We start from the raw sequence: 24526 nt of genomic DNA, 5'->3' as shown, positions 1-24526 counted from the left end.
CTCACGCCAGCAGCCCCTGCTTCACCTCGCCAAACACATCGGTCAGGCGGAAGTCGCGGCCGGCGTAGCGGTAGGTGAGGCGTTCGTGGTCGATGCCAAGGAGATGCAGCATGGTGGCGTGCAGGTCATGCAGATGCACCTTGTCCTGCTCCGCTTTGAAGCCGGTCTCATCCGTGCTGCCATAGCGGATGCCGGGCCTGGCTCCGCCGCCTGCCATCCACATGGTGAAGCCGAGGTGGTCGTGGTCGCGGCCGTTGTTTTTGTTGAGCATCGGCGGTCGGCCAAACTCTCCGCCCCAGAGAACGAGCGTGTCCTCGAGCAGGCCGCGTTGTTTCAAATCGGTGAGCAGAGCGGCGACGGGCTGGTCCGTTTCGCGCGCATGCTGCGGGTGGCCTTTGAAGATGTCGCTGTGGTCATCCCAGAACTCGTGGTTTACCTGGATGAAGCGCACACCTGCCTCGGCAAAACGCCGCGCCATCAGGCACGCACGGCCGATCTGATCCGTCACCTTGCCATCGCCGATGCCATACATCTCCTGCGTGGCCTTGCTTTCCTTGTTCAGGTTCATCACGTCCGGCATCTCGCGCTGCATGTTGAAGGCGAGTTCGGCGGAGGTGATCAGGCCTTCCAGCGCTTCGTTGCTGCCGTCCTGCGCCAGCTTTTGCCGGTTCAGCGACTGCACCAGATCGAGCTGCCGCCGCTGTGCCGCTGCATCCAGCCGCGCATTCTTCATGAAGGGAAGCTGGATGTCCTTCAGCGGTGTCGCGGGAAATTCGGGACTCGCGCCATTGCCGCTGTCCTGGCCGATGGCCGTGCCACCGCACACCGCCGGCAGAAACGCGCAGCCATGCTTGAGCGGACCGCCGCCGGAGAAGGACGGATTGATCGTCACAAAGCCCGGCAGATTTTGATTTTCCGTGCCGAGGCCATACACGCACCATGAACCCACGCTGGGCCGCGTGAAGGCAAAGCTGCCCGTGTTCATCTGCAGGATGGCCTGCGGATGCGCATTGTGGTCCGTGTGCATGGAATTGATCACGCACAGATCATCCGCATGCCGCGCGATGTTTGGCAGCAGATCCGAGATCAGCATGCCGCTCTGACCGCGCGGCCTGAACTCCCAGGGAGACTGGTAATACCTCGTCGGACTGTCCTTGGCGGTCGGCACCTCGTGCTGCTTTGTCAGCGCCGGTTTGAAATCAAAGGTGTCCACCTGAGAAGGACCGCCCTGCATGAAAAGGAAGATCACCCGCTTCGCCCGCGCGGGGAAATGCGTTCGCGTCGGCAGCAGCGCATTCGCCGAAGCGGCCTGAGCGTGAGTGCCGAACAGTCCCCGCAGAGCCAGCATGCCAAACCCCGCGCTCGAAGCGCTGAGCAGCTGGCGGCGGGAAAGGGGCGGGCGCATTCCAACTACAAACGCTGCTGAAGCGTGAATCTTGTCGCAAGGAAACGGAGGCGAAACGACGGCCCATAATAGTGTTGACGCCCCCTGCGGAATTTCATCTCATCGAGCGGTTACGTTGCTTCAGACATTATGAAACAGTTCTACATCGCCCTTGTGACGCTAGCAGTGATGCATTCCTTGGTTTCATTTGGCGCATACCGTGTTTTCACCACTCAAGAGGTTGTACCATCCTCAGAGCTTGAAAAGCGCACGGAATTCTCCGTGTCGCAGACCCGGATTGTGATTGTGTCCAGGCCAGCGGTCATTGTTTGGTACATGTGGTCTGGCTATATTGGACTGGCAGCAGCGTTTCTATGCGCCATTTACGATGCCATCCGAAACGGACATTACTGATCGCCCCGCGTCAGTCCCTGCGAGCAACTGCATCAAAGCCCTCCAGTCATGACGCCCCAACCCTTCACAACCACGCGGTTCATTGTGTGGGCAGTGCTGGTCACCATTGCGTTCGCATTTCTTGTGGCAACTCAGGGCAGGCCCCTGGTGCAATAATACGAGGGTGGCAGGCAAATTGGAGTCGAGAAATTGTCGGATGAATCGGGAGGCTTTGATATGAGAAACAGGCTGGATGTGATCAGCTTTGACAAGCTGACCGCACGGTTTCAGAAGTGACTGCTGCGTTTCCTCGAATCACTGGACAACATCTTTGCCATCCACCTGCAAGACGGCAAAAACCTTTTCAATATGGCCATTGGCTGACACTCTCACTTCACGGGAACAGATTTCACAGCTTCGTGTTCATAGCGTATGGGGTACGGGGCTGGGCGGAAGGTCTTCACGAAGCCCGAAGTCTGTGACGAGCCGATGGAGCAAAGCCGAGAGCTGCTGAAAATGCTCTGACTCGTCGTGGCTGAGGCCAATGACGAGATCAACAATGTCCTGTGACAAACAACTGGCAAAGCAAAGGCACAGCTCGCTGTATGGCGAGGTGCCGGAGGACCACATGCAAGAGTCTGAAGTAAAGCCGTAAAAGTCCCAGATGTCGCCAAGGTGCTCTCTAACGAGCGCCAGCAACTCCGTACTACGCGTAAACGACGACCAGCCACCTGGCGGTTCAAGTTTAAAGCATTCTTTGGTCATGGGAGTACGCGAGCGGCACCAAACCACTTGATAAGACACAATGCCGCAAAGTCCGTCAACCTATGATGGCCGCCATTTTCTGCCTTCTTCATTCCGACTTGTGCTGGATGACTGGCTTGGTGCAGCCCTCGATCTTGCAACGATGTGCCTTTAATAAACCGTCTGAAACTCCCCGCTCTGCATCAGTGCATGACAGAGCTGCGCCCATCCATTCGGCGTATCCCCCGCACTCACCAGAAACCCTTTCATCATCTCCCGCTCCTCCGTCGTCGGGGCACGGCAGCAGGCCATTTTCCACGCATTGGCGATCTTCTCTTCCGCACTCTGCCCGCTGAGACGTTGCGCAAAACTTTCGGCCTGGCGCATGACTTGATCGCTGTTCATGAGCAGCAGGGACTGCACGGGGGTGATGCTGGCGGAGCGGCCGCCGATGACGAGGCCGGGGTCGGCGGCATTGAAGCACTGCATCATGGGCATCTGCGCGCCACGCACGATCGGCAGGTAGATGCTGCGGTGCGTGGTGTCATCCTTCAGGTCGTTGAGGAAATGTTTGCGGCCCACTTCGCGGCCCTGAGGAGTAATGGCCTGCGCTTTGTCAGCGACGGGCGAGCCTTCGCGCGGGGTGAGATTGAGCGTGCCACCGAGCGTCAGAATGGCATCGCGCAGGGGCTCGGCTTCGAGGCGCTTGCGGTTCGCGCGCCAGAGCAGGAGGTTGGAGGGGTCCTGGGCCAGCGCGAGGTCGGAGCGGGTGCTGGAGCTGAGCTGATACGTGCGTGACAGCACCAGCTCGCGGATCAGCGTCTTGATGGACCAGCCTTCGCGCACAAAGCGCGCGGCGAGATCATCCAGCAATTCGGGATGGCTGGGTTTGCTGCCCATGCGGCCAAAATCATCGGGAGAGTCCACCAGCCCGCGGCCAAAGAGATGCAGCCACACGCGGTTTACAATGACGCGCGCTGTCAGCGGATTTTCCGGACTCGCCAGCCAGTCGGCGAGCTGCCTGCGGCCGCTCTCTTTCGGGCCGATGGGCGCCAGCTTCACCGGAATGGCGGAAAGCACGCCGCGCTTCACGGGAGCGAGCGGTTTTTTGACCTCTCCTTTGTCAAAAACGGGGCAGTCGATGGGCGTCTCCGCCTCGCGCACGGACATGCCCAGCGGCGGCGGCGCGGGAGCGTTCTTCTGCTTTTCCGCCAGCTTCTTCTGCCACTCGCTCACGTCTTTTTCCAGCACGCTCAGGGTGGTCATCTTCTCCGCCATCGCGGGCGGCATCTGCGCAGGTGGTTTCGCGGCGGGATTGATCCCGGCTTTCACCAGCTCCTCGCGCATGGTGTTGCGCTTCTTCGCCACTTCCGCGTAGTCCTTCTGCATGTCGGCCACGTCCTTTTCATGCTGCTTCACCGCCTGCAAGAGTTTCACGCCATCGCGACCAAGCGGCATGGCATCGGCTTCTTTTTTGACGTTGTTGGTCTCCACGCCGGAGAGGTTCTGCGTGCTGCGGAAGATGCCGGCGAGCGCGTGGTAGTCGGCGGTGGGGATGGGATCAAACTTGTGGTCGTGGCAGCGCGCGCAGTTGGCGCTGAGCGCGAGGAAGGCGTGGCAGGTGGCGTCGATCTGATCGTCCGCGACGTTCATGTCGTAGAGCATGAGATCAGATTCGCCGAGGGACTTCACACCGATGTTGAGGAAGCCGGTGGCGAGCAGCTGGTCATCGCGCCGCACAGCATCCTGCGCCGGCGGCAGCAGATCTCCGGCGATCTGTTCGCGGATGAATTCATCAAACGGCGTGTCGCGGTTGAAGGCGCGCACCACGTAGTTGCGGTAGCGCCAGGCCAGCACGTAGGCCATGTTGCGCGTGTTGCCGCTGGTCTCGGCATATCGTGCCACGTCCAGCCAGTGCCGGCCCCAGCGTGCGCCAAATTCGGGAGAGGCGAGCAGCCCGTCCACCACGGCGGGAAGCTGGGACATCTCAAACGACTCCACCACCTCCAGCGGCGGTGGCAGGCCGATGAGATCAAAGTAAACCCGGCGCAGCAGGGTCAGCGCAACCGCATCCGCATTCGGTTGAAGTCTGGCCTGCTCCAGGCGCGCGAGAATGAAGTGGTCCACACGGGAGCGCGGCCAGTCCCGCTGCTGCACCTGCGGCAGAGGCTGCCGCGCGAACGGCTTCAGGGACCACAGCGGCTCCGCAGGCGGGCTGCCAGCCAGCAGCAAAGCAGGCAGGCTGAGCAAGGCGGTGAGGCGCGCAATCACGCTTCCAATACGTCCTTATTATGGCATTCTTGAATCGGCCGGTGAAAAACCCCTTGCATGATGGCCCGGCATCCAGCACTATTCACGCCGTTCCAAGTTCTCTCAACTTGGTGAACACTTGGTGTTGTTCCCGGCAGGATTGCCGAAGTTTCCCCAGCCCTGGCGCTGATGAAACGCGACTCCGCACTCGCTGCGTGGCCGTCATTCCTGCAGAGACTCACCGCGGCAATGCCGCTTCTCTCCCCCCTACATTTCCCCAAACCACACCGCACGGATGGCCGCCGTCATTGTCATGGCCGCACCGGTCCGCTGCATTTCAACTGACATCGTTCTCACATCATGGCAGGCCACAATAAATGGTCCAAAATCAAGCGTGGCAAGGCGATCACAGATGCCAAGCGCGGCAATGCCTTCAGCAAACTGGCGAAGGAAATCACCCTGGCGGCAAAGCATGGCGGCGGCAGCCCCGACATGAACGCCCGCCTGCGTAGCGCCATCCTGGCGGCGCGCGCCGCAAACATGCCGAATGACAACATCGACCGTGCCGTCAAAAAAGGCACGGGCGAGCTCGGCGGAGCACAGATCGAAGAAGTGCTCTACGAGGCCTACGCCCCCGGCGGAGTGGCCATGATGATCGAAATCGTCACGGACAACCGCAACCGCAGTTTCAACGACATCCGCGTGCTGCTGGGCAAGAACAACGGCACCCTGGCTGACTCCGGCAGCGTGGCCTACATGTTTGCACGCCGTGGAGAGATCCGTCTGGAAAAGAACGCCGCCACCGAAGACCAGATCATGGAGGCCGCGCTGGACGGCGGTGCGGAGGACGTGGTGGAAGACGGAGACGACTGGGTCGTTTACACTGCCACAGACCAGCTCTTTCAGGTGAACGGTGCGCTGCGCGAAAAGGGTTTCACCTCGCGCTCCCAAAAGCTCATCTACCAGCCGCAGACCACCGTGACCATCAGCGATGTGGAAACCGCGAAGTCGCTCGTCCGCCTGTATGACATCCTGGACGACTACGACGACGCCAACAACATCCACGCCAATTTTGAAATCGACGACGCGATCGCGGACCAGCTCGATTAATCCCCTTCCCTTTTTTGTTTATGTCTGAAGATACCCTAGCCGAGCTAGAAGCCCCGAAAACCAAGCGCAAAGCCCCGGCCAAAAAAGCAGCGGTCAAAAAAGCAGCCCCGAAAAAAGTGGCTGCCAAAAAGACCCCCAAAGCCAAGGCTGAACCCGCCGAGGAAGTGGTGGAAGTGAAGGCTGAAGAAGCCGCTCCGCCAGCCAAAGCCAAAGCAGTGCGCAAGACGGCGAAGAAAAAAGCAGCTGACGATGACACTCCCGAACTGGCCCTGACCTCTGCCGAAGCGCCTGCTTCTGCTGCGGCGGAGCCTGCACCCGCTCCGGCTCCGGCCGTGGAAGCTGCCGCACCCGTGCCTGAAAAGGCGGCTGCAGTTCCTGCGCCCGCCGAGGCTGCGAGCACGCCTCCGGGCGATGCCGGTGAAGAAGATGGAGAGGGCGAGGATGAAGCAGAAGGCCCTGAAACCACCGCCAGCACCGAGCCCAGCGGACTGCCACGCTACACCGTGATCGGTGAGAACGGCCAGCCGCGCCCGATGACGGCGAAGGAACGCCGCAAAGCGAAGTTTGAGCGCTGGAAGCAGCGCCGTGCCGAGCGCGATGCTCAGCGCCGCTCAGGCCAGGGCGGTGCGCCCTACCAGCCGAATGGCGGTGGACACCGTGACCGCGACAATCGTGATCGTGATAACCGTGACCGCGATGCCCAGCCGCAAAGCCAGGGACAGGGCGGCCATCATTACGAACCGGAGCCGCCGCTGCCGCTGGGCCCGCCAGAACCGGCGAATGGCATTCTGGAAATGTCTCCCAAAGGCTATGGCTTCCTGCGCCGTCGTGAGATGTCATTCGCGCAGCATCCGCAGGATGCGTTCATCGCGCCGGAGTTCATTCGCAAATACGGCCTGCGTGAAGGCATGCAGGTGGTGGGTGTGCAGTGCAAAGGCGCACGCGGACCGCAGATCACTGAAGTGACGGAGGTCAATGGCCGCAACCCGCTGGCCATGCGTGAGCTGCCTCTCTTTGAAGAACTGAAGGCCGTCAATCCGAACAAGCGCTACCAGCTTGAGACGACGAAGGAGCGCCTGACCACGCGTGTGATCGACATGATGACGCCGGTGGGCCGCGGTCAGCGCGGACTCATCGTGGCGCCGCCTCGTGCAGGCAAGACGACCATCATGCAGCACATCGCCGAAGCGGTGCTGACCAACCACCCCGGAACTCACCTCATGATTCTGCTGGTGGACGAGCGCCCCGAAGAAGTCACCGAGTTTAAGCGCGCGCTGCCGCAGGCCGAGATCTACGCCAGCAACAATGACCAGGATGTGAAGAGCCACACCCGCATCTCCACCTTTGCCATCGAGCGCGCCAAGCGCCTCGTCGAGTGCGGTGAGCACGTCTTCATGCTGATGGACTCGATCACGCGCATGGCCCGTGCTTTCAACAACTCCATGAAAGGCGGCAGCACTGGCAGCGGCGGTCTGGCGATTGGTGCTCTGGAAATTCCGCGGCGTCTGTTTGCCGCTGCGCGCAACACACGCACGGCAGGCTCCCTGACCATCCTGGGCACCGCTCTGGTGGAAACCGGCGGCCGCCAGGACGACATCATCTTCCAGGAGTTCAAAGGCACGGGCAACATGGAGCTGGTGCTGGACCGCAAGATCGCGGAGCAGTACATCTACCCTGCGGTGAACATTTTCAAATCGGGCACCCGCCGTGAAGAACTGCTGCTGCAGTCCTTCCAGCTGGACAAGATCCACATGCTGCGCCGCGGTCTGGCCGGTCACAAGCCGGTGGAGGCGATCCAGCGCGTGATCTCCCTGCTGGAGCGGTACCCGAGCAATGCTCAGATGCTGGTGGATCTGCCGAACAAGTCGTAGGCTGGCGCTGCTTTCTCTTCCCGCTTCACAAAGCCGTCTTTTTGCTCTTTCTCCCGCGTTCAGTGTTGGACGGGGTAAAGGCAGCAAGAGCCGAATGTTGAGTGCCGTGGGATCGAGGATGAGTTACAAACCCGGCGGCGTTTTGCATCCGGCGTCCGGCATTACGAAGTTGCCACTTTCAGCGTCAGGGTATCCAGTACCGGATGCCTGCGCCGACGAAAGACATCAAGGTGGACGAAGTGCTGCCTCCTCAGATCAACCCCATCGCGGCGAAGCTGGCGGGGAGCAAGGACCCGGTGGACAATGCGGCGGCGCGGATTCTCACGAAGTATCTGGATGAACTGATGCGTGTGCCGGGGACGGATGTGCGCTTTGGGCTGGACCCCATCCTGGCGCTGATCCCTGCGGTGGGAGACACGGTGGCCTCAGGGGCGGGCTTCATCATTCTGCTGGATGCGCTGCGCAGCGGCATTCCCATCCACGTGTTTTTGCGCATGGCGCTGAACATGGGCATTAATTTCATCATCGGCCTCGTCCCAGGGGCGGGCGCGTTTGCATCCGTGTTCTTCAAATCAAACTCGCGCAATCTGCGGCTGCTCACCGAATGGCAGGCCGGGCACAAGGACAAGGTACACCGCAGCACATTCCACTTTTATCTGGGGCTGATCCTGCTGGCCGCGATGGTCGTGGGTTTCGTCATGGTTGCCTGGATGGTGTATGCATGGCTGTTTGTCACGGCCTACCAAGCTGTGATGCATGCGCTGGGGCTGCGGTGATCGTGTGAGGGATTCGTCTTCTGTCTGTATGTCCCCACCTCTGCCTGGCACAACCACAAACATCAACCGCCTGTCTGCTAGAAACGCAGCGATCATGTTCGCAGTTCTCTCGGCAGTCTTGTCGTATGTCCTGTTTATTGATCTGCCACACAGGAATGAGGAGACGCGCTTGTTCCATCAATTGAACTCGACCGATGTCACCCGCATCGAAATCCAAGGTGCTCACACCAACAGTCTCGACCTGGCCAAGTCTCCTTCAGCATCCAAGATCAAGGGAGGATCCAGTCACTCTGCCGGATGATCCGGAACGCGACGAACAAGGATCCAAGTCATCCGGTGGCGGAATGGCATTGTGAGGTGCGCTGGGTCACTGAAGCGCGGACATGGACAACGAAGATCTCCTCAACCTCCAACAACGGCGTCTTGATTTATTTGGAAGGCGGCAACACCCTCCGCAATGACAGCCTCGGCCCGATGCTGGAAAAGATCGTCAAAGACCATGAGCAAACCAACCCTGCACTCCCCCGCCCCTGACTTCACTGCTCCCGTCATTGGCGGCAGCTACAAGGCCGGAGACAGCGTCACTCTGAGCGAGCTGCGGGGAAAGAATGTGGTGCTGTATTTTTACCCGAAGGACGACACGCCGGGCTGCACGAAGCAGGCCTGCGGGCTGCGCGATGGCTGGAAGGAAATTTCCAAGAAGGCGCTGGTGTTGGGTGTGAGCATCGACCCCGTGAAGAAGCATGCGAAGTTCATTCAAAAGTATGAACTCCCCTTCCCTCTGATCGCCGATGAGGATCAGAAAATCGTCAACGCTTACGGTGTGTGGGTGGAGAAGAGCCTGTATGGCCGGAAGTACATGGGCACGGAGCGCAGCACGTTTGTGATCGGCAAGGATGGGAAGATTTCAGCGATCCTGGAAAAGGTGAAATCCGACGAGCATCTGGAAGCAGTGCTGGCGCTGCTGTAGCCTCACTCACTCACTTCGCCCGGTTCAAAAACGACTTCTCCTCATCCAGCAGCAGCAGTTCAGGCACCTTCTCGGCGATCTGGTAGGCGCGGGCGACACCGCCTGATTGTGCCAGGAGACCCGCGATGACCGCACGCTGACCTGCGGAGAGCCCCTTGGTATCCGGCAGGGTGTGCAACTGAGCTTTGACGCTGTCGTTGTCGCCAAGACGATAGGCGGCGAGCGCGCGCAGCAGCTCCGGGGAGATGTGGTCAAGAGCGTTGGTTTCCTCCGCGGAGGCCGTGTGCGCGGTGGCCAGAGTGACGGTCTCGATCTCCACACCGAGGATGAGGCGGAGGTAGTCGTAACGCTCGGCAAAGGCGGCGCTGCTGGGGCGGAGGTCATGAAGCTTGCGGGCGATCACGAGAAGGGCTTTGCCGTCTTTTTGCAGCTGGGCCTGCTCATAAGCTTTCTGCAAAAACATGATCTCTTTTTCGGGAACGAGCGGGGCCAGGGAACTGTAGGCCCTGAGCGAAAGGTCATGCAGTCCCAGGCGCTCGGAAAGCAGGCCTGCGGCATAGAGTTCGTCGCCGTTGAGCTTGGCGGAGGCGACCTCGATGGCGGCGGTGAGAAGGCGCCGTGATTCGGACAGATCGGGTTGCAGACGACTTTCGACATCGGCCATCCAGATGGCTGCGAGGGTGTCAGAAACAGGCGGGCGCTTTTGCTTCAGCAGATCCTTCAACTCCTGCCAGCGCTGCTGGCCGTAGAGGGCCTCAAGCATGCTGACATAGAGCGAGCGGGAGGTGGCGGCGAGATTGGGCGGGACGATTTCCAGCAGGCGCGTGTACTCCTTTTCCTGCGCGAGCCAGTGGGCGAGGTCGATCAAATTGCCCTTGTCGTCGCTGCGGTAGCGGGCGGCCTCTTCATCGAGGATGGCGCTGCGCCGTTCAGGCTCCAGACGCATGAGGGCGGAGAGGACGCGGAGGCGGTCTGGGAGCTTTTTCAGCGGATGGTGCTCGACGATCTCGAGCAGCCGCCGGGCTTCGGGAATGTTCAAATCGGGATCGACGACAAGGCGATCCGCCGCGGCCAGCCCCACCACGGTGTCGAGTTCCGCGAGATTCCACAGTTCCGCGCGAGCCTGCTGGCGGACTTCGGGGAAGATGTGGTTTCTGTCCTCAACAGCGAGCTGGAGACGCGCCTCCGGGGTGTTCGTCTTGAGCTGTGAGGAACGGCGCATAATTTCCGCGGATTCAGCCGTGTGCCCTTCTGCGTCCAGCAACTCGGAGAGCAGTTCCAGAGAGGCGGGGGAAGAGCCGCCGCCAGGGACCATTTTTTCGTAGAGAGTTCGTGCTTCTGCGGTCTTGCGAACGGCGATGAGGCTCCTGCCGAGGAGAACGACCTCATCCGGTGTGAGGGGCTGCTTTTCAGCGAGAAGCTTGAGCTGCTGCGCGAGGGTGGAAGGATCTGACTTGGTAATCTTGAGGTAGTCGATCACCACACGGATGACTTCGACATCCTGCGGCGCCCAAGCGCAGGCGTCTCGGATGTGGGGCACCGCTCCCACGAGGTCATTGCCCGAGATCGCGGCCTGAGCCTCCTTCACATGGTGGCGCGCCCAGGCAGCCTTCGCAGCACCGGACAGCGGCTTCCATGCAATGAAGAGGACCAGCAGCAGCCCGAAGATGCCGATGAAGCTGATGCTGAACCAGCCGATCCGCTCACGCGGCGGGGCCATCTTCGGCACGGCTGCCTGGCTCTCGGGATTGAATTGGAAGGCCATGGGATATCAATAAATCTTTGTGGTGCTTATTCGCCAGGCTGATTGCTCTTGCGCTTCTCGTCGTCGCCGCCGCCACCACCATAGCCGAGCACTTCGACGGTGATGATGGAGGGAGTTTCGTTCTGCTGGGACTGTTGCTGCTGTTGCTGTGCCTGCTGCTGCGTGGCGGCCGTGCTGGTGGCGGCACCGGCAGAGGCGGCGCTGGAAAGACCGCCGATGTTTGGCGAGGAGACGGCGGCTGCGGCAGGCGTGCCGGAGCTGGAACCTGAGACCTGGATGTTGCTGGCATTGAGCACCACGGTGGCGGCGATGTTCAGATTGCCCGTGGCACGAATGCCAGCGTCACCGGCATCCACCGCGCCGACCGGGGCGATGAGGTCGATGTTGGACGGCTTGGAGATGCCCACCGTGGCAAGGGCACCGATGCCACCACCCGTCGCGAGACCGGCGAGGTCGAGATTCACATTGGCGCTCTGCGGATCGATGATGACTCGTGTAGGCGGCGCGGACTGCACGGTTTTGGCGGAGGAGCCCGCGGCGATGTCTCCCTTGGAGGACCAGATGGTGATGTCGCCGCCTTTGAGGGTGAAGATACGGGAGATGCCGATGTCCACACTCTTGTCGGTGAAGACAGAGATGTTCCCGCCCGCCTCAGTGATGATGCCGGGAGGTGCGAGCTGCTGGCCGATGGCGGTGGGGGAAAGGGTGAGTGCGCCGCCGGTGGCAAAGAGGGTGATGTCTCCGCCGCTCTTGGTGCGGATGTCCCGCGCCTGGGTGAGGATGGTGCCCGGAGAGGAGGTGGGGAAGAGCTTGGCGATGGCCTGGAAACCGTTGTCGTAGGAGCGGAAATTCGGGCTGTCGGGGTTGTTGTAATCACGGCCAGCATCGCGAAGGACAATGTAGAAGAGAGCGAGCGCCAGACGGTCGCGCTGCTCGGCGGTGAGGGCGGGGTTGTTCAGATCGATGGAGGAAACACCCAGGCTTTCCGCCAGTTCGGCAAGGTAGCGCGCGCCCAGCGGGCCGCTGCCAAAGGTGGCGATGAAGGAGGCGAAGTCAGCACTGGTGCCATTGATGCCCACAGCAGCCTTGCCAAGGCCCGCGGCGGCATAGACATCCGCACCGGCAAAGGGCAGATAAGGATTGCGGCCGTTGCCGATGCTGGTGATACCCACGCCGGTGCCGTTGGAGTTGTTGGAACCTACGCCAAGATCGAGATTACGCCCGGCGAGCACTTCGAGGGTACCCGGGCCGCTGATCTGAATGTCACCTGCCTGAGTGACCTCGCTTTGACTGAGGAGATTGCCAGTGCTGCGGGAGAGCACGCGCTGGGTGGTGACGTTGTCGTAAGCAATGATGTCGCGACCAGCGGAAACGACGGAGAGATCGTTGGAGCTGAGGTTTTGGAGATACAAGGCGATGTCCGCGACATCGAGACCGCCGATGACCCGGGTGGCTTTGGGTGCATAAAGCGTGAAGCCGCTGATGGAGCCGGTTTTGGAATAGATACGGACGGGAGAGAGATCGCCCGCATGAAGGAGATCGGCATCGTGGAGCGCCTGCTTGGTCTGGAGCACGGCGGCAGTGCCGGTGGTGGATCCCGTTTCGTTAAAGAGATTGTCCAGCGAGGAGAGGAAGTTGTTGATGGTGGTGTCGGACTCCGAGTTGCCCACACCGGAGAGATTCTGGAAGGCGAAGGGACTGGTGATGCCCGGAATGGCCGCAGGATTGGCGTCCGAAAGATTGATCCTGCCAGCGGACCAAACGACGGTATTGGGAGCGCCGCTGATATTGGCTGTGCCGGTGGGATTGAGGCCGACGATGTCCCTGGCAGAAAGCAGCTCCAGAGTGCCCTGCGCCGCAGGCGAGAGGTTCAGGCTCCCCACGATGTTGAGGCCGCCGGTAAATGCGGTCACGCGCAGCGTGCCAGGGAGGAGGCTGAAGGCGGTGTTGAAAGGCTGCATGCTGGTCTCCGCCAGCCTGAGCCAGGGCTGATAGAAGGAGGCGGTCTGCCTGTTGTTGGCACCACCAGTGGCACTCAGAAGCAGCTCATCCTGATACCAGGCACGCAGGGTGGGAATGGCGGTACCGGCGATGTTATTGGTGGGCAGGGTGACGCTGCTGCGCCAGGTGACACTGCCCGCCAGCGAGGCCACGTCCACGCTGCTGTCCGCTGCATAGGTGGAGAAGTAGGTCTTGTACCAGAAGGTGTTGCTGTACCCCTGCGGAAGCAGGAAGGCGTTGGCGACCGGCCCAAGCAGAACATCCCCGCGAGCCTTGACGGTGAAACTGCTCTTGCCGACGAAAAGCGTGGTGGGCAGCCATGTCTGATCATTGGTGTAGGAGGGATTGGTCAGACCGCTGGGACCCACGATACCCAGCGAAGGAGAACGAGTCTTGTTGGTGATGATGGAGCCGCCGACATCAAGGGTGCCTTTGCCGCGCTCGACGTAATAGACACCGCCATCGAGATTGCGCCCGGTGTGGATGACGAGATCACCACCGCCAAGTTCAATCATATTCGCGGCATTGGGCGCGATGTTGGCGCCTGTGGTATCCTTGCCCTGCATGCGCGCGTTTGTGGGCACCACGGCATCCACATTGCTGACATCACGGCCCGCGGAGACAGTGACGTTGCCACCGCCGAGAGCGCCGATGTTCATGAAGAAGTTGCTGAAATCGGTCCACCAGGAAGTCGAGGCGGTGTCATTGAAGACGGAGTTGGCGAATTTTCCGGTGGAGGGATCTACTGCGCCGCGGCGGAAGAGCCAGTTCGTGGGCATCTGGCGGCTTGAGTCAGGAATCAGGGTGGCATCCGTGAGACCGGTAAGCGCTGTGGTCGTGCGGGTCTGCTGGATGACGTCGTTTTTAGCGGAGATGGTGACATTGCCACCGCCCATGCTGTACTGGGCTGGATAGGAGGGAGACTCCTGGATGGTGCCGAGCGGGCCGCTGTAGGAGAAGACGTTCAAGTCGGGGACGGGCACCGAGAAGGTTCCGCCCAGAGTAGGATCGGCGACCTGGGCACCCACGGTGTAGATGCCGGAGAAAACGTTGAGGAATTTCACATCGCGAGCGGTGGAGATGTCGATGCTGCCAGTGCCGGTGCGGATGACCTGAAACCTGTTCGTGGTACTGGTGGCGGTGGGATTGACCACGGAAATGGTGGTGGCAGTTCCGCTGGTGCCGGTGCCAGAGGAGGCGGGAGATGCGGCATTGCGCCCGAGAAGTAGCGAGCCAGAGCCTGCGACGGGCGCCGCCTGCACCTGGTGATAATCCGCCGCAGTGAAGTCTGCACCTGCGGTGAGGCGGTAGGACCAGGACTGGAGATTGGTGGGCAGCGCGGTGTTGAGCGCGCTGAGCGGGGCGGTGTAGAGGCCGGAGGTGAAGCCGTCGCTGAGGCTGTTGAAGAAGATGAGATTTCCGGAGGCGCGCAGGGTCAGGATGCCAGGAACTTTGAGCGTGCCGAAGCGCGCGGTGGAGGCGCCGAGATTCCAGTCGCCGCTGGTGGGGCTGACGTTGGTGAGGCCGAGGGTGAGATCTCCCGAGGTATTGATAACTTCCGCGCCGGGCAGGAGGTAGAAGATGGACTTCAGCGCAGCCGCGTTTCCATTCGCAGCAAACAGGGTGTTCGTAATGTTGGTGGTGTTCGCGGCAAAGGTGTTGCCATTGGTGGTGATGGCAGTCAGGGCGGCGGCGTTGAGCGTGCCGCCAGCAGGCGTGTAAATCTTGTAACCTTCCGCGGTGATGACGGATGCGCCGGTGATCTCCGCATTGATGGGGTTCATCTGAAGGTTGTTGGAGGCGGCCACCTGAGGCGCGCGGAGCTGGAGCGTGCCAGTGTAAAGACCCCAGGCGGAGCTGCCTGCAAAGGAGACATTGCCAGTGCTGTTAAGCGTGAAGGACTTCGCGCCGATGATGCTGACGGCCTTGTTGGCCACGAGGGCAATGGTGCCTCCATTGGTGAGAGTGACGGTGCCGGAGACGGTGGAGGTGATGGTGTCAAAGCCACCGAGATTGGCCGGCACATTGGTGGACACACCAGCTGAGACGCCCGTGAGGGTGGTTCTGGGAATGTTGCCCGCAACGGAGAGATCGATCTGCGATCCGGCCCGCAGATCAAGCACTGCAGTGGTGCTGGCCACGCCGTTGCGCTCGGATCCGGCCATCAGGGAAATGTTGCCGCCTTTGCCTGCGTTGTCGAACTGCTGTGCTGCGGCAGTGATGCGAGATCCGCTGGCAAGAATGACGCTGCCGGTGGCCTGGAGCGTGACCTGGCCGCCGGTGACGCCGGAGGCATCGATCAATCCAGTCACCGTGATGTCTCCCTGGTCGGCAGAGAGATTGAAGATGGAAGAGGTGGCGGTGCCGTCCACGGTCACGTTGCCAGTGAGCACGCGGATGCTGCGGGAGTAGCTGATGTTGGCGGCGTTGAGCGTGGCGTTCAGGGTGCTCAGAGAAGGCAGCGCGCCTGCGGTGAGGATGAACGAGCCCGTATGCCCCCCTGCCCCGGCGAAGCTGATGAGCTGTCCCTGCGGCAGCAGACTGCCGGGGGCCGGCGTAGGAACGGCGAATGTGCCAGCAGGAGTGGAAACACCCAGCGTGCCGGCATTGCCACCGAGCAGCGAGGCATCCGCGGCGATGTTGATGACGCCACCGGGCTGCAAATTCACGGAGCCGAGGGTCGCATTGAGGTCGATGCGTCCTGCGTCGGTGTATTTGACCTGGTCATAGAAGGTCTGGGCGGTGCCGCTGACATTGAGTGTGCCTGTGACATTAAGATCTCCGGTGGTGGCGGTGAGAGTGAGCTGGCCGCTGCGGGCATCGATCTCCGTGCCTGCGGTGATGGATGAGCCCGTGAGGGCGAGCGTGGCTCCCAGACCACTGACCACAGGAGTGGCGGAAGCGGCGCTGGACTGCAGCGTCATGGCGCCGGTGGAGGTGATGGCTTGAGAAGCAAACGCATCTCCCGCGATGACCGGGGTGGTGGCGGCAAAGGAGCCCTGCACCTGCAGCGCGCCGGTGCCCTGGGCGAGGATGCCATTGGTGGCGGTGACGGCCAGCCCGACGAAGTTGTCCACCTGAAGGGTGTTCACACCGAGGCGGAGCGTGCCGGCAGAGACAGCCAGAGTGCCGCCAGAGCTGGCGGTGGCTCCCGGCACAGTGCCAGATGCGTAGTTGTCCAGAAGCACGCTCTTGGCGGCGAGCGTCACCGTGCCGGCGTTGTTGTTGAAGCCACGGATTTCACCCGCATGCAGGGCGAGGGAGGTCATGCTGGCGGTGCCGAGCTGGCCGGTGCCGTAGAGATCAATGGAGGAATAGCTGAGCAGCGAGAGGGACTGCGCCCCCTGAAGACTGGCCAGCACGGAACCCGCGATGACGAAGCCCGGGGTGGGCTGCAGCGTGCCGGGATTGTCCAGCTGCACGCTGATCCTGCCGCTGTCGATGTTGAGGATCTGGCCGGAGAGAGCGGCGGCGGTGTCCACGCTCAAGGCGCTGGAGGAGTCGAGCGTGATGCTGGTCCCAGTGATGCTGGCGCCTGCGCCAACGCTCAGAGTGGGACCGGCAGTCGAAGCGACGACGCCAAGACGGAGCATCTGAGCGGAGGCGTCCGAGGAAACGCGGAGGAGGGTGCCATTACCGCTGCCAGAGGAGGCGGAATTTCCGATGAGCAGGGTGTCCGCCGTGGACGCCATCGCACCAGTCTGGGTGATCACCGCCCCGGGATTGATGGTGAGGGCGCTGTTGGCGGCGAGGATGATCTCAGGCATCGCCAGGGCGGACGCTGCGGAATTGGCGACGGTGATGTTGTTGGTGCGGACGGCAAGGGTGGTGCCTGCAGTGGTGGTCGTGCGCTGGCCGCCGATCAGAAGGCTCTCGGCCGCAAAGCCGCTCAGCTGCGTGGCATCGAGCACCAGCACTCCGGGCGCAGCACTGGTACCGGCAGAGGCGATCAGGATGTCCGAGGGGCTGCTGATGTCCACCGAGGCACCGCGACCGCCGGTGGCGGCGGAACCCTGGATCTGGCCCAGGAAAGTCATGCTGCTGACGGCTTCCAGCACCAGGCGGCCGGCATCGAGAGGAAGACGCGGGATGGTGATGTTCAGCGCGACGGCGCGGTCATGCAGGAAGGTGTTGGCAAAAAAGTCATCATACTCAGCGCGCACGCGCGTCACGGCAGACGGGGCCACTTCAAAGCTGGAGTAGAGCAGCGGCTGCTGACGTGTGGAATTCAAGGCATTGTAGCTGTAGCCGGAGACCAGCGAAGCACCTCCGGGCTGCAGAACTGAACCCAGCGGCTCTCCCGTTTTCGGTGTCACCAGAAAGGCGCCCGTGAGAAGGGCGTAACGGGCCGGAAGCAGGGTGTAGTAGCCCGCCTGCAAGCCGCTGCCGCCATTGAGATAGACGCGATCCCCCACGCTGAGGGCGCTGTTGCTATAGCCAGACACACCGGAGGCGAGGTTCACCGAGCTGGTGGTGCTGTTGAACGCACCGAAAGGCGCGTAGTTGAAGTCATAGCCCGGCAGGACGGCAAATGCGCCGCTGTCGTCAAGAATGTCCACGGTGCCGCCGGTGCCGCTGACCCAGCGGTAAGCATAGAGATCGCCGCCGCCGCGGAGATCCATGGTGGAGCCAGACTGCGCGACGATGGTGGTGGCGGAGGTATTGATAGCCTTGGCTGGCAGACCACCGCCAGTGATGTCCTGGCCGAGCGGATCGATCCACGAGGAGCCATCGCTGCTGTAGCCGTAAGGGATGCTGACGCCGAGGCCTGTGATGGGATCGATCTGCGAGACGGAGGTGCGGCTGCCGGAAAGGAAGTTCAGGCTTGAAGTGATGGGAACCGAACGGCCAGACACGATGCCCGCGCCTGTGATCGCCTCCTGCGGACTGGCACCGGTGCCATCCCAGCCGAGATTGATGATGCCCGCCGGAGCGACAAGGGTGCCGCCCTGATTAATGGTGGAGGCATAGACATTGATGGTGCCGCCGGCTGAGAGCGGCAGGCTGCGCAAACCGGAGGCAGCAAAGGTGATGGAGCCGCCGTAGGATGCCAGAGTGAAGACTGAGGCGGTGGGGGTATAGATCTGCCCGGCAGTCATGCTAAGATTTCCGGCAACGACAAAGGTGCCGTCTCCTCGGATGTCCCCATTGGAGGCGGTGAAGCTGGCGGCTCCGGTGTTTTGCAAGGTCAGGATGCCGATGTCGATGGTGCTGGCGGTGACGTTAAGACTGCCCGTGCCGCTCGTCGGCGGGATGTAGTAGGGCTGACCGGCCAAAGTGAAGGGCTGCGCCTCGATCTGACCGGACTGCATGGGAGCACGGAAGTCCTGGCCGAGATAGATGTAGGGCGCCGTCAGGTTCACGGCTGCATCGGCACTGAAAACGCCGCTGGTGGCGATGCGCAGGCTGGAGGCCGCGGTCAGCGTCACCGGTCCGGAGAATTGCACGGTGCCGGAGAGCGTGAGCGAATCAAAGCCGCCGTTCTGGAAACTGTCTGCCTGGAAGTGGCCGAGCTGAGCAGCGGCACCACCGCCTGCCGCTGTGGCGAACTGACCGAGGGCGTTGCCACCGGTGCTATAAACAGGCACCGGAGCGGAGGGTGTGTTTTGCGTAACCATCATGGTAACGTCCTCCGGAACCGCCGAAGCACCGGGCAGGTAGAAGCGCCCGGATGACAACGAAAGCGAGCCACCCTCGGCGGTGACGCCGCCGCTTCGAGCGCTGAGCGTTGCATCCACAAACAGCATTTCACCGCCTTTGAATGTGATGGAGCCGCCATTGCTGTCCACGCGAACCGGAACGGTGAGGGTGCCATTGAACAAAGGTGTGGTGAGACCGCTGGAGGGGGAGGCGTAGGAAGCGCCAGTCACCTGCCCTGCCTCGGCAAGTGTGAGGTCAAGCATGCCGCTGGCGCCGGAGGCATCCAAGACAGCGCCGGCTTCCGCGAGGACGTTGCCACTGACATTGATGGTGCCTCCGGCAAGCACGGAGCCCTGGCTCAGACCAAAGGCATTGGGCAGCAGCAGCCGCTCACCCGCAGTGGAGAGCAGGCTGCCGGGCATGAGATCCACGGTGAAGAAGGACGAGGTGGGAAGAGTCTCAAAGGAGGGATACTTGTCCGCACCTTTGACGGTGATGGAACCGCCAGGAGCGATGACGGAGCCAGCCAGGGCGACCGCATCGGCACTGAAGCTCACGGAGCCGAGCGCATCGGTCTGGATCTGCGCGCCAGCGCCCATGATGATCTCGCCGCGGATCAGCAGCACGCTTGCAATGTCATCGAGAACCGAGTGCGCAGAAAAAGACAGCCTTGCGGTGCTGCGCACGCCTTCCACCAGAGTCTGGGGAGTCAAGGTGACACCCTGCCCCTGCGAATTGAGCACGGCGACCCAGCTTTGCACCACAGGCTGAATGCTGGTGCCCGGTGCGATGAAGACCGCCGGAGAAAAGACGCCGACGGTGGAGGTGGTCTGCCCAAGACCCGTCATGGAAAAGGAACTGAAGCCGCCCTGGCTGAAGAACTCCGGCGCCAGCAGGAGCGTGCTGGAGTCTGAAGTGGTGCCCCCCACCTGGATGGCGGGCGCCTGCAGACTGAGGCTGCCACCGCCAGCACCCGAAAAACCCCGCATGATGGAGCCGAGTGAGAGACCTCCGCCAAGCACACCTGTAAGCCTGACGTCCTGACCTGAGGTGATGGCGATGCCGCCGGCATTGCCATAGGTGATTGCGGAATTGGAGGCGACGCGCACGCCGCCTGACACATCCAGCACACCCCCTGCGGCCAGGGTGACGGTCATGGCCTTGATGGAGATGCTGCCGCCGGCGGTGACCAGCGGGAGATTCAGACCTGCGCTGGCGCGTTCATCGACGATGAGGCCGCTGGTATTGAGCACGGCAGTAGCGCCAATGCGCACATCCCCGCGGGTGAGATCAGCCGCAGGCTCCGAAGCGAAACCGGAGGCGGAGGGGTCGATATCGTAAGCTGTGAGCGAGATGCTGCCTCCTCTGGAGATAATGCTGCCGTCAAGATCGATGCCCGCAGCCGTGAGTGTGACGGAACCCTGTGGCGCGGTAGTAAGAACGGAGGCTGCAGGCACGACGATGCGACCGTTCACGTTCTGGACAGTGAGGTGGCCGAAGCCGTAGGTGGAAACCAGATCGGGTGAGAGATTGATCGTGGAGGCGCGATCGGCACGCAGGGCGTAATTCCCCGTGGGGTCCGCAGCAAAGGGGTCTGCCGCAGCCTGCGTGGCGCCGGAGCGGAGAAACACCGTGGTGCCAGCAGGATAGGTAAAGGTGAAACTGCCGCCCGAAGCAGCTTCCGCCTGGAGATTGACGGTGAGCGAGGCAGCCTCCGGCAGAGCATCGCGCTGGCGCGAGCCGGAGACGGTGGTGCCGAACAGGGAGCCGTCGAGGGCGAGTGCCGGAGTAGTGAAAGTGATGGCACCTGCCGCAGCGCCCTGAATGCCACCGGGATCCTGATAAGTGCTCTGGCCAAACTGGGAGGTGGAGGTGCTGCTGCTGCTCCAGGCGGTCTGTGTGGTGGTGGTGGAGCCGGTGTAGATGCCAGAATACACTTTTTCCGGCGTGGCGTCCGCGATGTTGATGATCTGGCCGTCGGAGAGGAGCTGGGTGGTCTGCACGGTGCTGCCCTGGTAGTTGACCCAGCCGCCGGAGACGTCCAGAGTTGCCGAGGATTGCACAACGATGGAACCTCCGGAGGAGAACGAGATACCGCCGCCCGCGGTGGTAAGCTCCGCCACGGTGCGCTGGATGATGCCGACATAGCCGGTCAGATCCGCGAGTGGCGTGCCATACCACACCTTGCCATTGTAGGTGCCGGTCTCACGAAGATCGACGGTGACGGTCTGATTGCGCAAAGCGCCGTTGCGCTGCAGCGGAGAGTCGGCCAGTTCATTGCTTCGAAGCTGGACGGTGAGCAGGTACTGGGAAACGGGCACGGAGACATCGGTGGAACCGGCCACGCTGATTGTGGCTCCGGAGTCAATGTAGATCTGACCGCCAGTATTGACAAAGGTGGACGCAGGCGGAGAGGATGTGCCCACATAGCTCCAGATGCCCGCGTTCACGACAACCTGCGCATTCGGCGCGAGGACGGTGGCATTGTTGCCGAGATAGACCGCCTGGCCGGTCATGTTGACCTGCGAAACGAGCGCAAGCTGTGTACCCACAATGGTCTCCGTGGAAGCCCACTCCGGCAGAATCTGCGAAACGGAACCCGCGCCCAGGCTCAGCGTTCCGCTGGATTGGTAGAGAAAAGTAGGACTGTCCGGAAACCGGATGGGGTCATAGCCGGTGTTCGCCACGGCATCGTATGAGGCGTTCAGATCTATGCGTCCATTCAGCGCCACGGAGGTGGTGCTGGTGATGGCTCCGTCCTGCTGCACGTCCCTGCCCGTCATGGTCACATTGCCACGTGGTACATCGATGAGGCCGTTGTTGATGGCGGTGCCGGCATAGGTGCCGACGGCTCCGACGTAAACATCCAGGCCGCGCAGGCTGGGATCGCTGCTGCTGTGGGCGGCAAAACCCACCTGCAGGCCAGCGGCGAGGATGGTCTGACCGTCCGGGGTGGAGATGCTGCCGTTGTTGGTGACGTTTGCGCCGATGAGAGCGATGCGGCCGCCCACGTGGTCTGCGGTGGTGGGGCTGCTCAGTCTGGCACCGGCCTGCACGGTGACGTCGCCAACGTTGCCGCTGGGAGTCAGGACCGCTGGCGGCTTCATTTCAGGAGACCCCTTGGCACCGGCGGGCTGATCCAGCGCGGAGAAAAGGAACTGCACATCCAGAGGATTCAGCAAACCCCGATCGACCAGATCGTCATTGATAGGCAGGGAGGTGGCCACCATCGTGTGCACGTCCACCTGGCTGGAGCCGCCAAAGATGATGCCGTTCTGATTGATGACATAGACCTGGCCCTGCGCGGTGATGGAGCCGAGGATTTGCGTGGGATTGCCGGTGGGATCGGTGACTCGATTGAAGGCGATCCACTGGCCGACGTTGGCACCGCCGGCGCTTTGATCAAAATTCAGCGTGGTGTTTTTGCCGATGTTGAAGGTCTGCCAGTCAATGAATGCCTGCTGATCGTGCTGCACGATGTTGACTGTGGTCTGGCCGCCGGTGACGGACTGGGTGGGAGCGTCGGCCCCCTGCGGGGTGCCGATGATCTGCAGACCGCCGGTGCCAAGACCATCCGGCACATTGGGCAGCGTGGCGCCGGGCACGTTGGGATTGGCGCCTAAATTGTTCGCCCCGCTGATGGCGAGAGCACGTGCGGCATCCTGCATGGCCTGCACGGCCAGCACGGCCTGGGTGTTGCGCGCCAGAATATCCTGGGCGTGCACCCGTGCCACGGCCGCGGCCTCCGCACCTGTGGCTCCGCTGGCGCCCGCGTCCGTTTGCGCCTGCGCGGTGCCGGCTGGTGCGCCGAATCCGTGCCGCAGCACATCCACCGCCAGCGCCACCGGCACCGGACCGGGCAGGAACGAGACAGCGGCCACCACCGCCAAAACGCGGTGAGCAAAAGAAAATTCGCCAAAGACAAGACGGCGAGGACGGGGTGAAATCAAAGGCATGAAAGGTCAGTTCAAGGTTTGGTGCCAGTGCCGTTTGGGGCGGCCGCTGGCAGCAGTTTAGACAGCGCCAGCTCGTTGATAACGAGGGGTGTTTCTTGTAACAGTTTCGACAGATAAGACTGCGTCTCGGCACGGGTGCGCTCAGCCCGCAGCAATCGGATGAGCTCTGGTCGCAGTTGCTCCAGTGGTGGCGTGAAGGGCTGGCGCGCATCCAGGACCTTGATGAAATGCCAGCCGTCATCGAGCCGGATCGCTTCCGAAGGAACGTTGAATGACAACGATGGGAGCTTGGCGAGAATCTCGGGCTGGATCTGCTTTTCAGTAAGCCAGCCGATCTCGCCACCGCGTGCGGCGCTCTCACGCTCTTCGCTGTACTCGCGTGCGATGGCGGCGAAGTCGGCCTTCGGTGCGCGCACGAGTTCGCGCACCTTGTCCAGACGCTCGCGGGCTTTGTGCGCGAGCTCCTTGTCCTGCCCCCTCGGGTCAGCGATGTAGATCTGCGCCAGATGAAACGTCTGCGGCATCATCAGCGAGGCACGTCGCGCCTCATAGGCGGCACGCAGCTCGGTGTCATTGGGGTAGCTGTCCGGCGGGGTGGAAACAGACTTTAAGTAGGAGTCAGTGATCGCCACCTCGCGTGCATGGCGGATGCGCTCGGCCACCTCGGGCCGCTCATCCCATTTCTTTTCAAGCGCCTTCTGCAGCACCATTCTCTGCACCACCAGCGAGCGCACCAGCTTGTTAAGCGCGGCGGGATCATGGCTGAGGGACTGAATCTCTGAGTCGGTCAGGCCGCTCAGCGCGGGCCGGATGTCCTCCACGAGAACATCCTTTCCGCCCGCACGTCCCAGCACTCCGCCCTCCTGGGCCAGCAGAGGGGAGCAGGCGAGCAGCAAGGCCAGAAGTGGGGTCCCGCGCATCATGGTTTGGCCTTTGATGATGCTGCGGGCACCGGTGCAGGCGCAGGCGCGGGTTTCTGCACTGCTGCCGCCGAGGCTTTGGATGCCTTGGAATCCTCAGGCTTGATCTTGTTGTCCATGAGCTTGTCCTGATATTCCTGCACGAGATTTTCCATCTTCACCCGGGTAAGGCGGGTGAAGGGCTCTCGTGCGGTCAATGCGGTGCCAAGGCCGAAATTCTCATAGCGGGTGAGCACTTCCGTCCCGGCCTTGTAGAGTTCCTCGTTCTTGCGCCGGTAGTCTGCTACGCGACGGTCAAGAATGATGACCTTGTCTGCCAGCCTGGCATTTTCCGCCTGCTTTGCCTCTGCGGCCACCGCCAGTTTGTCACGAGCGGCCTTCCAGGCAGCCAGGGATTCATTGAGACGCTTCGCCTCGGCGGTCTGCTCGTCGTTCTTCTCCTTCAGGTCAGCGATGGCTTTTTCGGCAGCGGCACGCTCGGCCGCGGAGGACTTGATGAGGGTTTCGAGCTTTTTGGCGAGCTCGGCGTTCTGCGCCTCGAGATCGACCTTTTCCGCCTGAGCGGCGGCCAGGTCCGCGTCGCTCTTCTGCTTCTGGATGGTGATGGTGCGGAGCTGCTCACGCACGCGCTTGAGCATGGCCATGGCCGGGTCTTCCGCTTCGGCGGCGTGGAGAGATGGCGTGGCTGCCAGCAGGCAAAGGGCGAGCAGCGAACAGCGTGAGATGGATAAGAACGGAGTGGTCAT

General features: G+C 61.9%; 12 protein-coding genes. 6 read left to right on the top strand and 6 right to left on the bottom strand.

Annotated features, from left to right (window positions below; genetic code table 11):
- Position 1: 1 nt before the first annotated feature.
- Complete coding sequence (locus ACILSR_RS11925) at positions 2–1405, bottom strand: DUF1501 domain-containing protein (protein WP_395750000.1); 1404 nt, start codon at positions 1403–1405, stop codon at positions 2–4.
- A 129-nt stretch (positions 1406–1534) separates the two neighbouring features.
- On the opposite strand from ACILSR_RS11925, the gene ACILSR_RS11920 reads away from it, so the two are divergent.
- Positions 1535–1798: a hypothetical protein gene (locus ACILSR_RS11920; RefSeq protein ID WP_395749999.1), complete on the top strand. Its 264-nt coding sequence runs from the start codon at positions 1535–1537 to the stop codon at positions 1796–1798.
- Positions 1799–2692: 894 nt separating this feature from the next.
- Here ACILSR_RS11920 and ACILSR_RS11915 read toward each other — a convergent pair.
- Entirely contained in the window at positions 2693–4792 is a 2100-nt protein-coding gene (locus ACILSR_RS11915; protein ID WP_395749998.1) for a DUF1549 and DUF1553 domain-containing protein, read from the bottom strand.
- A gap of 339 nt (positions 4793–5131) precedes the next feature.
- Between ACILSR_RS11915 and ACILSR_RS11910 the strand changes: the two genes are divergently transcribed.
- The 5 genes from ACILSR_RS11910 to bcp all read left to right on the top strand — a co-directional run bounded on the left by ACILSR_RS11910 (position 5132) and on the right by bcp (position 9498).
- Complete coding sequence (locus tag ACILSR_RS11910) at positions 5132–5881, top strand: YebC/PmpR family DNA-binding transcriptional regulator (protein WP_395749997.1); 750 nt, start codon at positions 5132–5134, stop codon at positions 5879–5881.
- Positions 5882–5901: 20 nt separating this feature from the next.
- Positions 5902–7752 carry a transcription termination factor Rho gene (gene rho / locus ACILSR_RS11905; RefSeq protein ID WP_395749996.1) on the top strand — a complete coding sequence of 617 codons (1851 nt, stop codon included), beginning with the start codon at positions 5902–5904 and terminating at the stop codon, positions 7750–7752.
- Positions 7753–7955: 203 nt separating this feature from the next.
- Positions 7956–8528, top strand: a complete 573-nt coding sequence (locus ACILSR_RS11900) for a DUF4112 domain-containing protein (protein ID WP_395749995.1) — start codon at positions 7956–7958, stop codon at positions 8526–8528.
- Positions 8529–8825: 297 nt separating this feature from the next.
- Entirely contained in the window at positions 8826–9062 is a 237-nt protein-coding gene (locus tag ACILSR_RS11895; RefSeq protein WP_395749994.1) for a hypothetical protein, read from the top strand.
- On the top strand, positions 9028–9498 hold the full coding sequence (bcp, locus tag ACILSR_RS11890) for a thioredoxin-dependent thiol peroxidase (RefSeq protein ID WP_395749993.1): 471 nt from the start codon (positions 9028–9030) through the stop codon (positions 9496–9498). Before ACILSR_RS11895 ends, bcp begins: the two co-directional genes overlap by 35 nt.
- Before the next feature lie 10 nt (positions 9499–9508).
- Here bcp and ACILSR_RS11885 read toward each other — a convergent pair whose 3' ends face one another.
- Genes ACILSR_RS11885 through ACILSR_RS11870 form a run of 4 tightly spaced genes read right to left on the bottom strand, consistent with a single transcriptional unit; the run spans position 9509 to position 24526 of the window.
- Positions 9509–11263: a hypothetical protein gene (locus tag ACILSR_RS11885; RefSeq protein WP_395749992.1), complete on the bottom strand. Its 1755-nt coding sequence runs from the start codon at positions 11261–11263 to the stop codon at positions 9509–9511.
- Positions 11264–11289: 26 nt separating this feature from the next.
- Positions 11290–22860 (bottom strand): filamentous haemagglutinin family protein, encoded by an 11571-nt coding sequence (locus tag ACILSR_RS11880; protein ID WP_395749991.1) that lies wholly within the window; start codon positions 22858–22860, stop codon positions 11290–11292.
- 11 nt (positions 22861–22871) lie between these two features.
- The gene (locus ACILSR_RS11875) at positions 22872–23783 is read right to left on the bottom strand and encodes a peptidylprolyl isomerase (protein ID WP_395749990.1); all 912 of its coding nucleotides are present in this window, start codon (positions 23781–23783) and stop codon (positions 22872–22874) included.
- Entirely contained in the window at positions 23780–24526 is a 747-nt protein-coding gene (locus ACILSR_RS11870; protein ID WP_395749989.1) for a phage major capsid protein, read from the bottom strand. Before ACILSR_RS11870 ends, ACILSR_RS11875 begins: the two co-directional genes overlap by 4 nt.

Source organism: Prosthecobacter sp. (assembly GCF_044222565.1).
GTDB lineage: Bacteria > Verrucomicrobiota > Verrucomicrobiia > Verrucomicrobiales > Verrucomicrobiaceae > Prosthecobacter.
Note: the sequence above shows the minus strand (reverse complement) of the source record. Positions and strands in the feature narration are given on the sequence as shown.

Bases quoted from the DNA above. Each gene is read 5' to 3' on its own strand.
- ACILSR_RS11925 (WP_395750000.1), bottom strand. From the start codon at position 1,405: ATGCGCCCGCCCCTTTCCCGCCGCCAGCTGCTCAGCGCTTCGAGCGCG.
- ACILSR_RS11920 (WP_395749999.1), top strand. From the start codon at position 1,535: ATGAAACAGTTCTACATCGCCCTTGTGACGCTAGCAGTGATGCATTCC.
- ACILSR_RS11910 (WP_395749997.1), top strand. From the start codon at position 5,132: ATGGCAGGCCACAATAAATGGTCCAAAATCAAGCGTGGCAAGGCGATC.
- rho (WP_395749996.1), top strand. From the start codon at position 5,902: ATGTCTGAAGATACCCTAGCCGAGCTAGAAGCCCCGAAAACCAAGCGC.
- ACILSR_RS11900 (WP_395749995.1), top strand. From the start codon at position 7,956: ATGCCTGCGCCGACGAAAGACATCAAGGTGGACGAAGTGCTGCCTCCT.
- ACILSR_RS11895 (WP_395749994.1), top strand. From the start codon at position 8,826: ATGATCCGGAACGCGACGAACAAGGATCCAAGTCATCCGGTGGCGGAA.
- bcp (WP_395749993.1), top strand. From the start codon at position 9,028: ATGAGCAAACCAACCCTGCACTCCCCCGCCCCTGACTTCACTGCTCCC.
- ACILSR_RS11885 (WP_395749992.1), bottom strand. From the start codon at position 11,263: ATGGCCTTCCAATTCAATCCCGAGAGCCAGGCAGCCGTGCCGAAGATG.
- ACILSR_RS11880 (WP_395749991.1), bottom strand. From the start codon at position 22,860: ATGCCTTTGATTTCACCCCGTCCTCGCCGTCTTGTCTTTGGCGAATTT.
- ACILSR_RS11875 (WP_395749990.1), bottom strand. From the start codon at position 23,783: ATGATGCGCGGGACCCCACTTCTGGCCTTGCTGCTCGCCTGCTCCCCT.
- ACILSR_RS11870 (WP_395749989.1), bottom strand. From the start codon at position 24,526: ATGACCACTCCGTTCTTATCCATCTCACGCTGTTCGCTGCTCGCCCTT.